This window comes from Cohnella sp. LGH (genome assembly GCF_017671885.1).
In the GTDB taxonomy this organism is placed as follows: Bacteria; Bacillota; Bacilli; order Paenibacillales; family Paenibacillaceae; genus Cohnella; species Cohnella phaseoli.
In genome coordinates this window covers 3097349-3113564 of the sequence record NZ_CP072117.1, presented here as the reverse complement: position 1 = coordinate 3113564, position 16216 = coordinate 3097349, and the positions used below count along the sequence as shown (strand labels likewise).

Below are 16216 nucleotides of genomic sequence, written 5' to 3'. Positions count from 1 at the left end.
CTGCTGACTATTCGACCGGCCGCTCGATGAGCCGGCCGGTCGAATTGGAATGGATGGTTTTACTCGGCCGGAAGGATAACCGTGCCTTTGTCTTTATCCAGCTTCTTCTGGGCTTCCGTCAAATCCTTCGGATCGAACTTGAGGCCCGAAGCCACTTTCGTGAACGTCTCTACTAGCGACGTCATCGCGGACGCCGGCAAATAGGTTTCGTACCCCATACCGGATTCCGTCTCGTCGACAACCTTCAAATATTCGTTTAGCGCGGAATTCGGATAGTCGAGCTGCATCCCCTGGATAGCCGGAACCGTTCCGCTGCCTACGTTAAACGGTCCGTACACTTCCGGACTAGCGATGACGCCGACTAAATCTTTCGCTTGCTGCATAAGTTTGGTTTTGGCGTTTACCGAAAGCGACTGGTCGATGCCTAGGGACAGCTTGGCATACCCTTTGTCTGTGCGGAACGGGAAGTAGCCGATATCAAACGGCGTATGTCCCTTCGTTTGGAAATTCTCTTCCGCGGTTCCCGGCATCCACGGACCTTGAACGATCATAGCCGCCTTCCCCGAACTGAACAGCTCCGCGGATTGCGGCCAGTCGATGCTCAGCGCGGTCTTGTTCAGGTAACCCTTCTCGACCATCTCTTGCAGATGCGTCATGACTGCTTGAATTTCAGGACCGTCCAGTTTTTTCTTGCCTTCGTAAAGGTCTTTGCCGTAAGTCGGACTGCTCTCGTTGCCGTAAGGCTGCATCCACAGATTAAAAGTCATGCTCGCCGTCCATACGTCCTTGAAGCCCGCCGCCACCGGCGTAAAACCTGCCGATTGTATTTTGGCAAACGCGGCATCCATCTCCGCCCAGGTTTTCGGCACTTCGATTCCCAAGTCGGCGAAGATCTTTTTGTTGTACCAGATTCCGCTCGCCGCGATGCCCATAGGCAGCGCGTATACCGCGTCCTTGAACGAATAGGCGCTTTTTGCGCCCGGATTCAGCTCCGTCGCCCACGACTCCCCGGACAAATCCGCCAAATAACCGACTTCTCCGAATGCCGCGGTTTTGCCTTGATGGAAAAAAACGTCCGGCGCCGTATCCGAGGCCAACTCCGCTTTCAGCTTATCCGAATACGTATCCCCCAGCGTAATGTCCCATTGAATGGAGGCGTTCGGGTATTTCTTCTCGTATGCCTTCTCGACGTTAGTCTTGAATTCTTGCATGTACGGCCTGTCGTCGATGAACCAGGCTCCGAGTCGGATCGTAAAAGCGTCGTCATTACCGGACGAAGTTGCGCTAGTTCCGGAAGCGGGCGCATCCGGGGTTTTCGAAGATTGAGCTTCGTTAGCCTCGTTTCCTCCGCATGCCGAGAGCAGCGTGGCCAGCGCCAGGGTCGACGCAAGAAGCATTCTGTTTCTTTTTCTTTTCACTAGAATTTGACCTCCTGGATGTTAGGTTGGGTTTCGGCGCCACAAGACGATGGCGTCTCCCTTGTCTTAAGATTAAAGAATCTCGCCTGGATTCGACATGTGTCTATTTGTCAGGAACTGTTCTGTATTTTTCTTTAACCCTTATAGTCTCCGGGCGTTTTCCCGGTCGTTTTCTTGAACAATTGGCTAAAATGGGCGGCGTCCTTGAACCCGACAGCATAAGCGACTTCATAATGCTTCAGGTTGGTCGTCGTCAGCTTTTCCTTGGCGACTTCGATCCGGTGCTCCCATAACAAATCTCTGAAATTTCGACCGGTTTCTTTCTTGATGAGCCTGCTTAGATACGAATAGTTGACGAATAGCTCGTCCGCCAGCATTTGCAGCGTAATGTCCTCCATATAACGGCATTCGATGAACTTCATAGCGGAATCGATATATTGGGCGGACGAACTTTGCCTGGCATGACCGACAAGAGTCGCCGTTTTCTTCAGAAATTGTTCCATGTAAGTCATCAAATCGGAAAGAACTGTAAAAGCAAGAACGCTTTTGCGAACGGCGACCGTCTCTTCCGGACTCTGTTGAATGCCGAAGGAATGGAGCACTTGTCCCGCCGTCTCAACTATTTCCGTACAAGCTTCCTGAATGCGCGTTTTGCTTAACCCCTCCATTAAGAACGTTCTGTTCAAAGTTCTTAAATATTCAGAAACGAAGATTTCGTCCCCCCTGCGCAATAGGTCGGACAGCTCGGAACGTTTCGTCTCCGATTGCTCCCGCTTCTGTTCCCTCATCGACAGCATGGCGGAATAAGCGACGATTGAATTCCGCCCGATCAGCATACGGTAATCCAAGCAACTCCGAGCTTCGTCCAGTCCTTTGCGAAGCTCCCTCGCGGAGGACAGACGATCGCTGATGCCGATCGAAACGCTGAAGGCCAGCGAAGCTCGGATGGCGTCGAGAAGGTGTCGGGCAATCTCCATTGCTTCATGCGCCGATTGTTCCTTCGATACGTCCGGGAGCATGAACAGAACTAAATAAACGCCGCTTGGCGACAACGCCGACCAGTACAGGTGCGGGTATAACGACATGACATCGGCGATGATCTCGCGTAAAGCAAGGTTTGAAAAGGGGTTGCCCGTATCCTCCAAAATCCCCGCGTTATCGATTTCGATGGAGAGGAACACTGCCGCTTGATTCATCGCTTCCGGCTTTCCGAGCGAACCCGGCTTTTCCCCGTCCGACATCGCGGGGTTCAACAGCGTTCGAATCCATTCTTCCTGTTGAACCCATTCGGGTCTCCGTCGATCCAATCGGTGATCCTTGATCCACTTCACCCGTTCCACGAGCTCGTCCTCGTGGAACGGCTTTGTAATGAAGTCCACGGCGCCTAGCTTAACGGCCTGCTTGGCATATTCAAATTCGCCGTATGCGGTCAGGAAGATCACCTTCATCTCCGGAAATTCCTCAAGAACGCGTCTCGTCAATTCGATGCCGTCCATGTAAGGCATGCGAATATCGGTGATCAATACGTCTGGCGCGTCTCCTTTCGTTCCGGCTATCGTTTCGTAGGCCTCCCATCCGTCTGCCGCTTGCCCGACGATCCTGCAACCAAGTCTGTCCCAGGCCGGCAGGGAAACGACGTAATCCCTGACGGCTTTTTCGTCGTCTACGATAAAGAGCTTCATGGCGATGCGATCCCCTCTCTAGTTGATAATTCCGCAGGCTCGTTGAATAAGATCGGCAAGAGAAGCCGGATGATCATCCCTTGCTCACCTTGACGTTTCTCGATTCCGTAGCGCTCTCCGAAATGCAGCCGAATCCGAGATTCGATCCCCTTCAGACCCGATCCCATTCCTTTGGATTCGCGAGCCGGAGGCTGCGCGGAGCCGCCGTTGTCCTCGATCTCGATGACGAGGTTAAACTGGCTTTCGTAGGCTCGAATATCAATGCGGCCTATTCCGCGAATATGATCGATTCCATGGACGAACGCGTTCTCGATGATCGGTTGCAAAATCAGCTTCGGAACTTCGACCTGCTTCAAGTGTTCAGGCAGGTCGATCCCGTACTCGAATCGGTCTTCGAAACGATATTGATGGATTTGCATGTAGATTTTCGCGAAATTCATCTCGACGTTCAAGGGAACGAACGGTTTGCCCGGCGATATCGAAAATCGAATAATGCTGGATAAGCTCTTCACGACGTAAGGGATCCGTTCGATCTTATCGTTGGACTTGGCTAGAATGCTTACGTATTCAAGCGTATTATGCAGAAAATGAGGATTGAAATAGGTCCGGATCGCCGCCAGCTGCGCCTCCTTCTGCTCGAGCTCCGCTTTATAGACCTTTTGAATCAAATCCTTCGTTTCCAGAATCATCCGGTTAAAGCTGTGGCACAGCTGCGCGATCTCGTCGTGGGACCCGAAGTTTTCGATTAATTGGTAGTTTTCCTTTTCCGCTTTACGCATGAGCTTGCTCAGGGTGGCCAAGGGGCTGGTGATTTTTCGCAGCACGTAATAGGTAATGACGATGACCGCTATCCAAGCTGCAAGCGCGACCGCGACGGAGAAGACGGCCAATCTCCGAATTCCCGCGCTCGCTTCCGACACGGGGATCCGGCTTACATACTTGAATCCCGTCGATTTGGATTTGGTTTCCGTCGCGATCGTATCCCTCGTCGCCGGCGAAGGAATCAGCTCTCCGATCGACTGCCGAAGGTCGGAGGACAACACGACGTTGCTTGCACTCGTAATGAAAAAAGAACCCCTATCGTAAGAGTCGTATAGCGATGGTACTTTGATCGGATCCAGCAAAACGACCAAATTTCCGAGAACCGTTCCCAATTCAGGATCGACGAGCTGCAGATTGCAGATCAACCGGTGATGATCGACGAAAAAAGCCCATTCCGGCACGCCTTGCTTCTCGAACGGCATGATGACGATCGCTTCGTAATACTGGATGTCGGGGTCGGAGCCCGTGAAATAATGTTTGCCCTCCGCGTCGAAGAGGTGAATCGAATCGGCGAAATCGCCGATGTTCTTGCTCATGTCCTCCAATTCGATCCGCAGCATTTCTTCTACCCTTTCCTCCAGAGCGTCCCTTTCGGACGGCGCAAGCGGATACCGATCCGGCATGGAAGCGTTGCGAAGGAGCGCGTTGACGAACCGATTGTCGCCGATGCCGGAAGCTTCCCTAGCAAACGCCTTAAAAACCCCGTCGATTTTGTCCGAGGTTTCGGCCATCGTTCGTTCGAAAGATTGATCGACGTTATTCTCGAGAATTCTTTTCGAAGTCACATAGAAGGTAGCGCTTACAATAATCAAGGGAATCAGCGTTAATAGCGAATAAATCAACATCATTTTGTAATGCAATTTCGATCGAACGAACCGAACGATTTTCATGCGGCGAACCTCTCCTGTCATCGTGCGTCTTCGAGTTACGGTATTTCTCTATCCTCGCAGAAGGCCCCGTCCCCAGTCAATGCGGGAAATGACTTTCTCTATTCTCTATTTGACAAGTGCAAAAGCCCCTTGCCGGGATCTCCGGAAGGGGCTCGACTTCATGCCGGGGCTCGCACTCTTAGCGCAGCGAGTAGAGCTTGGCTACCTGGTCGCCCGTCAGCGCTAGGTCATACAATCGTAATTCGTCCATTCGGACTTGCGCGTATTCGATATTGGAAGCCGACTGATACCCAAGACGGATCGGGCTCGCTACGGTCGTCAGCCCTCCGCTCATCTCTCCGCTCATCCCTTCTTCCTCTCCGTCGATATATACGCGCGCGTTTTTCCCGTCGTAAGTCACGGTAACCTGTTGCCAACGGTCTGTCTGAAGAGGCCAATCGAAGGACGCAACCGTACTGTACCAACTCGTTTTCGACGTGCTCATGACGAAATGACCCGCTCCGCTTGGTAAAATCGTTAATCGGAACGCATTGTCCGCATCCCCTCCTTCTTTGCCGATCAAGGAATAATTGAGCTGCGGCAGCCTCTGCAAGTTTATCCATAAGGACAATGTAAATTGCTCTTTGCCATTCAGTGCGGTGCTGTCGATGACCGCGTAATCGTCAAGGCCATCCAGAGTAAGCCTACTGCCCGATACTCCCCCGGCATCGATCTTAGCTCCGTTTTTCAATTGCGCGGCGTCGCCTGCTCCCGATGATTCAGGCGACGCGTTCCCGGAATTCTCATCGAATTTCCAAGTCGATACCGGCGCGGGCAGTTCTCCGTTCTCGCCGGTCTGAGCGGGGCAGCGCGGTTCGGCTAGCACGGAATCGGCGATCGCTTGCCGAATCGCCGGATCGAGGGTCGCTTTCGGCTTGTTCTTAACGCTCTTCTTCCCTTTCTTTTGCTTTTCGAGCAGCAGCACCCAATCCTCGTTGTTCGGTTTGGCGGGAATGCACCAGCTCGAGTCAGCGGCTTGAACCTTCTCGGGAATCGAATAGTACAGTCCTGTGCGCGGGTCGAACCAATAAGCCTCGTAAGTCGCGGTCCGATCCAATTGTTTCAGAGTTCCGGTGGCCGTGTCGTTATTGTAGAAAAAGACGACGTAAGTTTCGTTACCGTCGGACGAGAGCAACGATCGGGTAGTGTCGTTAAAGGAAGCCCATGCTCCGTCGTTAAATCGGGGGATCAGTTTCCACCAGCTCAGCGACGTATAAAACCTTTTGAAGTCGGTCAATTGATCCCCCGTCTTCAAATTCGCGCCGTCATACCACCAGAAGTACCGGTCGGGCATTTCGGAAGCCGTTCCGAAGTCGCCCGGCTGCCCCTTTTTGGAATAAATATCGTTCCATACGCCCGCAGCCCCATATCCGTATCCGTACATCCCGTACTGAAACGCTTTGTATGCCGCGCCTAGAGCTCCTCTGCTATCGGTCCAAAACTGATCGTAGCCGCTTTCGTATAACACCGCCGGTTTGGACGAGGAAGCCTCCCAGAAGGACTTGGCTACTCTCATGCCGGAGAGATTGCCCTGCCATTGAACCGCCCAGCCGTCATGATACGGTTTGTCGGCCCAACTGGAACTCGCCGGGAGAGTCGAATTGGTACTCTCCATATGCGGTAGGATCGGATGTCCGTAAGCGTCGTTGTCGGATAAGCTCTGTCCTACCGCATACCACTTGCCCATCGACTTTTCATCGTAGTTTCCGTACATGTTTTTGTCGATCTCTTGGGCGATCGTCCAGATCACCGGGTAAGCGCCGTACCGGGCCACCCAATATTTCGCGATTCGAGACATGTAGTCCTCGGTATAGATCGGATTGTTCGCCGGGTCCAGCGCCCAGGTCACTTGCGCGTTCGCATGAACGAGTCCGTTGTCCGCGATATATTTGAACTTGCGGTCCAGATTTCGAAAGCCCTCCAAATCGGCCGCGGTAAAGCCGTCGTTTAAATTCGCCGTTTTCTCCTCGTCCGCTCCGTCGTGCGTTCCGCCGTGCGGTTGCCAGATCGGCTCCGATTGGTATACGGTGAATCCTTGGTCCTTGCGTTTATCGACCGTGTACTTGAACTGAGAAGCGACTCCGGGCGCGTTGGACGACGAGAACCGCTCATGGGGCAGGATCCAATGCGTGTCCCCTAAGTAAAAGAACGGTGTGCCGTCCGCGTAGCTCAAGTACTTGCCGCCGTCGCCGACCTTCAGAAATCCGTGCTTGTAAATCGCCAGATCGCCTTTGTATTTTTGACTGAGCACTTTGCCGGTCTGACCGTGAAGCCCTTTATTGGACGGATCGGAAGCGGTAATCCGATAGGTCCACGTCCCCGGTCGGGTCGGCGCGAACCGGATCTTCCATGTATTCCCGCCGTCCCAATAGGCGGGTCGGGTGATGACCGTACGATCCGGACCTACGAAGACCGCCGTTACTTCAACGTCCTTGAACGGGTCCGCATAGCTTTTTTTACTGGTCAATTTAATTTCCGCGACCTTCCACTGCTCGACCTTCAGACCCGAAGGCGACGAGCTCGCGAAACTCTCCGGAGCGGTCGCTCCGAGCCACAGTGCGATCGCAAGCAAGCACGCCGCGATTTGGACCGGCCGTCTTCTACTTCTATTCATTCGTCGGCTTCCCCCTTATTCCGATTTCGTTTTAATAGATCGCAAGCTCGTAGATGATAGGCTGCTCCGACCCGGAAGTAAAATAGAGTCGGGCTTTGCTTCCCGTGACCGCGGGGAAAGTAACGGTTCTTGGCGTATTCGCATCGCCGATGGTCGTTCCCGTATAGGCCGTCGCCCATGCGGAGCCGTTCCAATAGTCGATTCGGTAGCCTGTCGTGCGGTTTCCGTACTCCGTAATGACCGCTTTGCTGAAAGTTGCCGGTTGTCCGAAGTCCACCGAAAGCCATTGCCCCGAGAACAAATGATGGCCTGCCTGCCAGTTGGTGGCCAGCGACCCGTCAAACGCGCGATCGGCGGATTGACCGGCATCATATTGCGATGAGCCGGCATAACTCGATGTCGGCTTATGGCTGGCGTGGTTTCGATTTAAGAGCTCCAGCTCGTAAATAATAGGCTGGAAACCGGTGCCGCCCGTAAAATAGAGCCTTGCTTTACTCGCGGTTACGGACGGAAAAGTAACCGTCAGAGGAGAGCCGTAGTCGCCGATAGTCGTTCCGGTATAGGCCGCGGCCCACCCCGATCCGTTCCAGTATTCGATCCGGAATCCCGTCGTACGGTTCCCGTATTCGCTTATAACGGCGGTGTTAAAGGTCGTTTGGCCTCCGAAATCGACTTGCAGCCATTCATTGGCGTAACGTCCCGATGCCGCTTGCCAGTTAGTGGCCGCGCCGTCGAAGGCTTTGGCGGCAGTCTGGTTGGCATCGTATTGCGATGAGCTGCTGTAGGTACGGTTAAGAGCTGCATTCTCCGACAAGAGCTTGTAGTACTCGATCGATTGCGGACTGCTTGCCATCCCGCTCTTTACCGCAATGGCTTTCAGGACAAGGGTCTCCGGAGAAGGCGACGTGATGAGCAACGGACTTGTGTAGATCGGACTTGCCGTCGTCGGCGTCGTTCCGTCGGTCGTGTAGTGAATCGTTGCGCCGCTAGTTGTCGATGTCATCGCTACGCCAAGCATCGAATCGTAAGTGCCTCCGCCCGTGCTCATCACGGGAGGGTTCGTCGCATCCGTGACCTTGGACACCCATAACGTCCAATCTTCCGCGGAGGGTTGGACGGGAATGCTCCATTGCCCCGACGCGTTCGGGGAGAATCCCGGACTGATCGTCGTATATTTTCCGGTACGCGGATTTAACCATTTTGCCGAATAGGTGTCCGCAGCGTTTAATCCGTTCAGAATCCCGCTGTAGGTCGTTATAGCCGAAGGCAAGTACGCCACGACCGTCGAGCGATCCGAATTCGTTTTGACGGCTGGGCTTTGGGTTCCGGAAGGAGCGCCGCTCCAAGAAATCGCGGAAGCATTCGGTTCCAGCGTCCACCAATTGGCGGCTTCGAAGAAATCCTTCATATACCGCATCTGTTCTCCGGCCGGCTTGTCGATGGCCAAGTTCCAAGGAGTCGGATCCCCGCCCCACACTTGCCAGGTATCGGAGCTGTCCCAAGTGGCCTGCCATAATCCTTCGGCGCCGTAGGAGAAGCCCGCGCTGCCCGCCATATTCGCATTCCATGCCGTTTCCCTCGTGTCAGAGGACGGAATTCCGTTAATATTCTCGTAATTGGCTTCGCCTTCGATGACGACCTTGGTCGGCGTCGCATTGTAATGCTCCAGCCAGTAGCTCTTGTCCCGTAACGCCCCGTGTCCACTCTGCAGAAAATCGAAATGATAGGCGTCGTCGTCGCGAAACGCAATCGTGTTCGTGAAATCGTTATGAAGCGTATTGGCCCTCTTGTATGCGTCTATCGAGTAAGTGTAATCGAGCACGCTTTTCCAACTGGCCGCGCTTCCTTGGCCGTATTCTCCGCCGCCCGTCCAGACCGTCGGATAAGCGCCGTACCTGGCGACGATATATCGGGCCATCCTCTTATAATCCTCTTCGTTGCCGCTGTCCAGAAGACGCCCCCAATCGATGCCGAGCGCCACGACCAGTCCCTGATCCACGGCATACTGAATGCGAAGATCGCTATTTTGCCAGAAGCCGGGGTTTAGGTCCGAAGCGAAACCGTTCCAGTTCAACAGGTCGTTCGTCGCGCTGCGTACCTTGAATTCCCGGATGGACGGAACGCTTCCTCCCGCCGCTCCCATAATCGAAATCCGCACGTACCTGGCCGTCGCCGTTACGGAATCGGTGAAGGAATCTCCCGCTGCTCCGGCAGTGCGGTCTATTATCGTTGTATAAGAGACGTTATCCGCGGAGCCTTCGATTTTGTAATTCCAAACGTCGTTTTCCCCGAATAAGGTTTCGATTGAGCTAATCGCCGTATTCGCTTTAAGATCGATGGATAGCCACTGCGGATAAACGTTCGAGTCGGCCTTCCACATCGTCCCTTCCCGGTCGTCCAGAGCTTTGGAAGGATGAGCCACGTAACTGTCGTACAGGCTGCTGGAGGTAATAAAGCTCGATGCGTTTGCGTCGACTCGGTTGTAGTTCCATACATGACCGCCTTCATTGTAAGTCCCGCTTGAACTTACGTCGCCCTGTTCGAAAGCGAAAAAGTTCATCTGGTAGACCGAATAGCCTTGTTTAACCCGTTTGTCCACCATTCCCTTATATTGAGAAGGCCATCTCGAATCGTTGGAGGTATCCCATCTTTCCCGATAAGACAGCCCCATCCAATGGGTGTCCGCCAGCCAATAAAAAGGGGTCCCGTCGTTGTAGGTCAGGAAGCGATTGGACGAATCCGACTTTAAGAATCCGTGTTTGTAGATGCTTAAGGAGCCGGAATACGGTTGACTCTGTACAGTCCCGGTTTGTCCGTGCAGCCCCGTATCCGTCGGATCGGAAGAGGCGGTCGTAAACGACCAATTCCCGGCAATCGTAGGCGCGAAGCGAATTTTCCACGTATTCCCGCCATCCCAAAAACCGGGCAAGGTCAGGCTTACTCCTCCGGGTCCGACAAACGTGGCATTTAACTCCACGTCCATATAAGGATTGGCGTAGCTCTTCGAGCTGTGCAAGGTAATGTCTACCGCTTTCCACGATTCGGTAGTATAGGCGGCGTGCGCTCTCGGAACCGAAATCATCAACTGCCCCGCAACCATTGAAAAAAACAGGACCATCGAAGCCGTTAACAGCGTTGCTTTTCTTTTCATCGCTAACTTATCCTCCCTGTATGATCTATGAAGCGCTTTCAAAAATAGATTAAGGGAATAAGAGCTTTATGAACATGTGTTTGTTTTAAAAAAACTATTCTCTATTTTTCTCTTCAATCCGCTTCAATAGTCCACCGTATTCCTTAAAGTAACAATATTTTCCTGAAGGAAAGTTTGATTTTTTTCAATTCCTCTGTTTTTACACCAAACAACTGCGCAGAAAGCATCGTAAAAATCATAAAAAGGCAGCACTTTTTCCAGAGCCAACATAGGTCGAATCGATTTATAACCTTCAATAAACGGTATCTTTGTTCTCGGATCGACTTCCCAAATGTATCGATTGACTTTTGTAAAATCGATTTCCGACGACCCACCACGAGCACTCTCGAAGTCAATAATGCCCGCAATCTCGTTACCGTTCACCCATATATTACCTGGTCTAAAATCCATGTGAACAACGCAGGGTCCATCAGGATCCGGTAAAGCAGAGAAAACCCCGTCAAAGTGTCGAATACACTTTTCATACAATTTTGAGTCGAGAATCTGTTTACATGGCTCTTTCCACTTTTCAAAATTACTTTTGATATGCAATCTCCAATTATTTTGGTCAAGTAACTTAAAACCATCGGTTACATGGTAACCATACCCGGAAGCTTTAACCTCATGGAGCATAGCATGGTACACGCCAATTTCATAAGAGAGTTTTTTATCAACTTCTCCTGTACACGGCATACCTTGAATTGACGAAAGAAGCAATGCCCCAGTCGTAATTTCATCCCCGTACCAAATGTCCAATACCTTAGGAACAGGTATTATATCCTTTAATGTTTCAAGCATCTGAAATTCACGGAATAGTTTATCCTTGTTAAATGGGATTTTTACAAAAACGGTTTCTCCACCGGCAAGAGTAAGTTTGTATACATCTGAACTAAATGATTCTGGAACGTCTTCAATGTTCAAAGCGTTCAACTTTAGCTTTTCTATAACCTTAAGAATAGAACTCATGTGCTACCTCCTGTTTCAGATCATAAAAGCGAAGTACCGCCAGAAGCGCATTTACTTGAATACGAGATTGCGCGATAGACCAGTCCTATTCTACTTATCGTGATTCCTCTATTCTTCTAAAATTAATTTAAATACATGTTCTTCATGAAAAGCTTTTTCAATTTCTCCCGTTGGAAAAAATCCTATTTTTTCATCGGTTTCTGGATTATATCCATGACAAGTAAAACCGATTAAGGTCTCAGAGTCATATATTGCCTTTGGAGTGAATATGTAAACTTGACAAACAGCAAGGAAGAAAGCATTCGACCCCACCCATCTTTCAAAAATTTGAATCATTTGCTCTTGTTCAATACTGGATTTCAAATTAATAATCTGATCGAAATTACCGGGCGTCACTTCTGCCAAATAAACATTCATTTTCTATCTCCCTTAAACGTCTAATAAATTCTTGGCCTTTAGAGGCGTTCAGACTGCTCACGCTAAATAAAATTCAAATGCTTCATTCGGTTTATGACAGATAATACTTCATTAATTCTTGGTAATTCAAGCCATCTTTCGAAACCGGGAAAAGAGGAGGAAAATACCATATCCACTCCTTCTCTCTCCATATCTTCGAGACCTTTTTTGATTTTTTCATGAAGAACGATGAGGCGATCCTGATTGCTTATGGCGATTTTGCGAATTAAAAAGGCAATAGCTGCAAGCTGGGCGGGTGATGTCATATTATAAAGCCCTCTGATATCAATTTGTTCATCACCAATCAGAATGTACCCCATGGTTGAAACTTTCAGCTTTTCTCTTCCACTGCCGCTCGGATAGCTCGAAAAGTGATCGGTGGTTATTTTTCTCTCTATCTCCCATTTTGCAAAGGGAATACGTTCGCGCGGTTCGTCGTGTTCACATAATTTTTTTGCTTCCTGGGTTGCGTTTTGTGGCACAAAATTGTCCATCAGGATGATTTGATCGGCAACCGACAAAAATTCACCGCTACCTCCAATAACAAGAACGGAAGATACGCCAACAGCCTCATAAAGCTCCCTGACACGCTCCGTAAAAGGCGTAATGGGCTCATGCTTGATCAATGAACGCATTTTGATGTCTTGAATCATGAAATTCGTCGCACTTCTGTCTTCATCAATAAGAAGAAGCTTACTCCCGTAGTTGATTGCCTCCATTATATTTGCGGCTTGAGATGTGGAACCTGAGGCGTAGTCCGTCGAAAACGATTCAGTCGAACTATGGGGTATCCATTTTATGAATGGGGTAATATTGATGTTTTTTATGGACCGGCCTTCCTCTGCGGATATTTCCATTGCACTTTGATCCGTAATTACAAATTCTCGTCCGTCGCCTATGCAGTGATTGTAAATTCCCGAATTTAGCGCATCCAACAAGGTGCTTTTACCCGAGTAACCACCGCCCGTGATGACCGTTACGCCCTTTTTTATTCCCATCCCTCGCAATCCGCAAATTTCAACTTCAACATCTTCCGGGGATGCAAAAGGAAAGGCACCTTCGAGTGGTCCGTTGTTGTTTGTATTTCTTGGAAAAATGCTGCCATTCGCAATAAACGCACAATAATCACTGGATTTCAGCCATTCGCGTATCCTATTTTGTTTTTTAGCCAACTCACAGGCAGCATTTAATTTGCCAAGATCAAAGTTGACTATCAACTCCTCCACTTCTTTTGGAAGCATTTTGCAGAGCATACGCATAGCTTTATCATTATTCTTATAGGGAAGTTGAACTGTAATCATTAGGCATAGATACCATTTTTCCGAGATGACCTCGACAAAGGCTGCATTACGTTGCAACACCACGTTGGTTGGACGAAAACAATAAAAAGCACCGTTTTCTTTACTTGAACGCGACCGGTTATAAATCAATTCATTTAATGCCTCAATATGACTAACCCATTCTCTTAAGACAAAATCTGAAAGAACAACCTGATCCCTATTTTCATCTAAGCCGAGACGGTCAAAAGGTATTTTTATGGTGATACAGGGGATATCGAGTGTGAGTTTATGTGTCCGTTCAATGTAATAAGCAACATCATTATGCCAATAGGTTGGATCACTTATCGTCCCCCCTTCATCATAGTAAGAACCTTCATAAATCATATTGTAAGATGACTGTCAACGCCGAAGCGGATCACCGGATCACCCCCCTAATAATAAAAATAACAGCCACTCCATAAGTGGCTGTCATAGACCGGCAAGAAACCTAAACGTTTCTTCTGCCTAAATATAAAAGCCCTGAGGGTGAATCCTCCCCTCAGAGCCTAATGTATCCGTAAAAAACAACTAAAAAGCAATATGAGGATAGGACGTATATTTTGTTTTTGTTTTCATTGTCCTCACCTCGTTACGATTAATTTTTAGAGCAACAGAATCATAACATAGAGTTGACTCACAATAAAGGGAAAGATTAATTATAATGAACTCAAAGCCTATGACTTCTACCGTTCCCCTATTGTCAATCTAACTATCATCGCGCGGCATTTGCCTGCGCCCGCTCGTCCATCATGTCGGCAATATCCTCGATTTGTCCCATTACTGAGATTGGATCGGAGAAATAGAAGCGATACCCGTCGATCTCGTATAATTCATTGTTTTTGACTGCAGGCAATGTTCCCCAGATTGAGTCGTTGGCATAATCGAACGTCTCGGTCTTGGCATTCACCGCCATGAAAATATGGTCTCCGGCATACTTGTCCACCACTTCGCTGGAAATGCTCAGCCAGCCCACCTTCGGATCAATGTTCTGTATGACATTCTCATTCATCGGCATACCCAGTTCTCCGTGAATGGTTTTGCCGGTATAGGCGCTTCCGTAAAGCGTGATTTCCTTGAGGATGCCTCCGTCAAATACAGTGACCGTCTCCCCTTCTTTGATGTGGGCTCCCACTCTTTCCTTCGCTCGAGCCAGCTTCTCCTCGAACATCGACAGCCAGGCCGAAGCTTCCGACTGTTTGCCTAGAACCTCGCCCAATTTTTCCACTTGTTCGCGGACATTGGAGTTATTTTCAAGGAAGAAGGTAGGGGCAATCTTGGAATAGGCTTCATATTTGTTGGCATCCCCTGTCACAATAAGATCGGGATTGAGTGCCACGATCGCCTCCAAGTTATCGGATATGTCAACGATGCCCGCTACTTGATCCTCCAAATAAGGATTTTCCAAAAACATACGATTGGTTCCCACAGGCTTGACATTCAATGCCAACAAATAGCCCAGATAGAAATCGGTAACGACTCGCTGGGGATCGGTCGGAACCTCAAGCTCTCCCGACGGCGTTGTGACAAGCCGCGTACTTGATTGACTGGACGTATCGCTGCTCGCAGAACCGGTCGCTTCTGGAACCGGCTGGGACGGGGATGCGCTTAGAGAAGCGCTGGGTGTGGCATCGTTAACGGCGTTGGTGCTGCAACCTCCAAGAAGCAGACCAAAAGCCAGCAACAGGCTGGTCGGTACCTTCATTGAATGTTTGAACATGTTTGTAGACCCTCCATTCCTATATTGACAATGATTCTCATTATCACAAATAGGAATATAGCACGACTGCTCGGGGGCAACAATGGAATTTCTCCCTGCAGATAATGTAACATCCTCCTCTTCGAGGAGCTTGCGATAACGCTGCGGGGATATCCCCTTGTGTTTTTTAAAGGCATTGCTGAAGTAATAAGTATCCTGATATCCAATCGCAGCTGCGATCGTACGCAACGGAAGCTTGGTTTCGGCGAGTAACGCGCATGCCTTGTTCATTCGCAAGCGAATAAGACAATCGATCGGACCGCGATTGAGCACCTGTTTGAAACAGTTCGACAGATAGCCGGGGCTTCTGTTAACCGCAAGCGCCAGCGTATCCAGCGTATGAGGCTCGGAATAATGCTTAAGCATATACTCCAGAGTCATTGTGACCAAGTCGGCCGGACTTGCCGTTAGGGACGACGGAGGCCCGGAATGATATTGTTCGATGACCTGAGACAGCCATTGGTAGAAAACTCCTTTTAGCTGCAAGGATACCGCTTGTTGCGGGAGCTTGCTTAATTCAAGCATATTCGCGAGAAGATCATAGAGGATCACCGGTTGATAAGGAATCGCATAGTAGACCGAATCGAAAGGATTCCATTTGTCCAGCAAGGATAACAGATCGTGGGATAGAGACTCCCCCAGGTCGGCCTCGTAGTCCACGATATTGTACTCCACTCCTTCTACCCCTGCGTTCACTTCGCAATAGCTTTTATTCGGCACATGGAAAATTTGCAGGTTATTCGCCGAATAGGTGCGCCGATTCAATATAATCAAGGCATTGCCTTTGCTGATGCAGAGGAAACTGCCGGATCGGAAGGTGAATGAATCGCGCTCTCCGGGTTTCAGGGTAATCTTACGAACTTCAATATGCCGGATACGGGCCATGTCCCACAGTCGGATGTGCTCGTCCAGGCGCAGCATCATGACAGCATCTCCACTTCTTATGTTGAGGTTACAGATCATCTAGAGTAAAGCCTTGTTCCGTTGTAAACTACCAACGAGCGGTGATCTATATTATCAGAATAAAAGGTAATCCAAATATCAGTCAACTGTACGGATGTCCG

Annotated in this window: 9 protein-coding genes; all 9 read right to left on the bottom strand. The window is 50.0% G+C overall.

Annotation, left to right across the window (positions count from 1 at the left end; genetic code table 11):
• Positions 1–59: 59 nt before the first annotated feature.
• The 9 genes from J4772_RS13155 to J4772_RS13115 all read right to left on the bottom strand — a co-directional run bounded on the left by J4772_RS13155 (position 60) and on the right by J4772_RS13115 (position 16076).
• Positions 60–1418, bottom strand: coding sequence for an ABC transporter substrate-binding protein (locus tag J4772_RS13155; protein ID WP_209075550.1), 1359 nt, complete (start codon positions 1416–1418; stop codon positions 60–62).
• A gap of 134 nt (positions 1419–1552) precedes the next feature.
• Positions 1553–3100, bottom strand: coding sequence for a response regulator (locus tag J4772_RS13150; RefSeq protein WP_116062528.1), 1548 nt, complete (start codon positions 3098–3100; stop codon positions 1553–1555).
• A complete protein-coding gene (locus J4772_RS13145) occupies positions 3097–4812 on the bottom strand; it encodes a sensor histidine kinase (RefSeq protein WP_209075549.1) in 1716 nt (571 codons plus the stop codon). Before J4772_RS13145 ends, J4772_RS13150 begins: the two co-directional genes overlap by 4 nt.
• Before the next feature lie 178 nt (positions 4813–4990).
• Positions 4991–7465: an apiosidase-like domain-containing protein gene (locus J4772_RS13140; protein WP_209075548.1), complete on the bottom strand. Its 2475-nt coding sequence runs from the start codon at positions 7463–7465 to the stop codon at positions 4991–4993.
• Positions 7466–7496: 31 nt separating this feature from the next.
• Positions 7497–10616, bottom strand: a complete 3120-nt coding sequence (locus tag J4772_RS13135) for an apiosidase-like domain-containing protein (protein WP_209075547.1) — start codon at positions 10614–10616, stop codon at positions 7497–7499.
• A gap of 123 nt (positions 10617–10739) precedes the next feature.
• The gene (locus J4772_RS13130; protein ID WP_209075546.1) at positions 10740–11621 is read right to left on the bottom strand and encodes a phosphotransferase family protein; all 882 of its coding nucleotides are present in this window, start codon (positions 11619–11621) and stop codon (positions 10740–10742) included.
• 108 nt (positions 11622–11729) lie between these two features.
• On the bottom strand, positions 11730–12038 hold the full coding sequence (locus J4772_RS13125; RefSeq protein ID WP_209075545.1) for a hypothetical protein: 309 nt from the start codon (positions 12036–12038) through the stop codon (positions 11730–11732).
• A 62-nt stretch (positions 12039–12100) separates the two neighbouring features.
• Positions 12101–13741: a P-loop domain-containing protein gene (locus J4772_RS13120; RefSeq protein ID WP_209075544.1), complete on the bottom strand. Its 1641-nt coding sequence runs from the start codon at positions 13739–13741 to the stop codon at positions 12101–12103.
• A gap of 367 nt (positions 13742–14108) precedes the next feature.
• Entirely contained in the window at positions 14109–16076 is a 1968-nt protein-coding gene (locus tag J4772_RS13115) for an AraC family transcriptional regulator (protein ID WP_209075543.1), read from the bottom strand.
• Between the last annotated feature and the right edge of the window lie 140 nt (positions 16077–16216).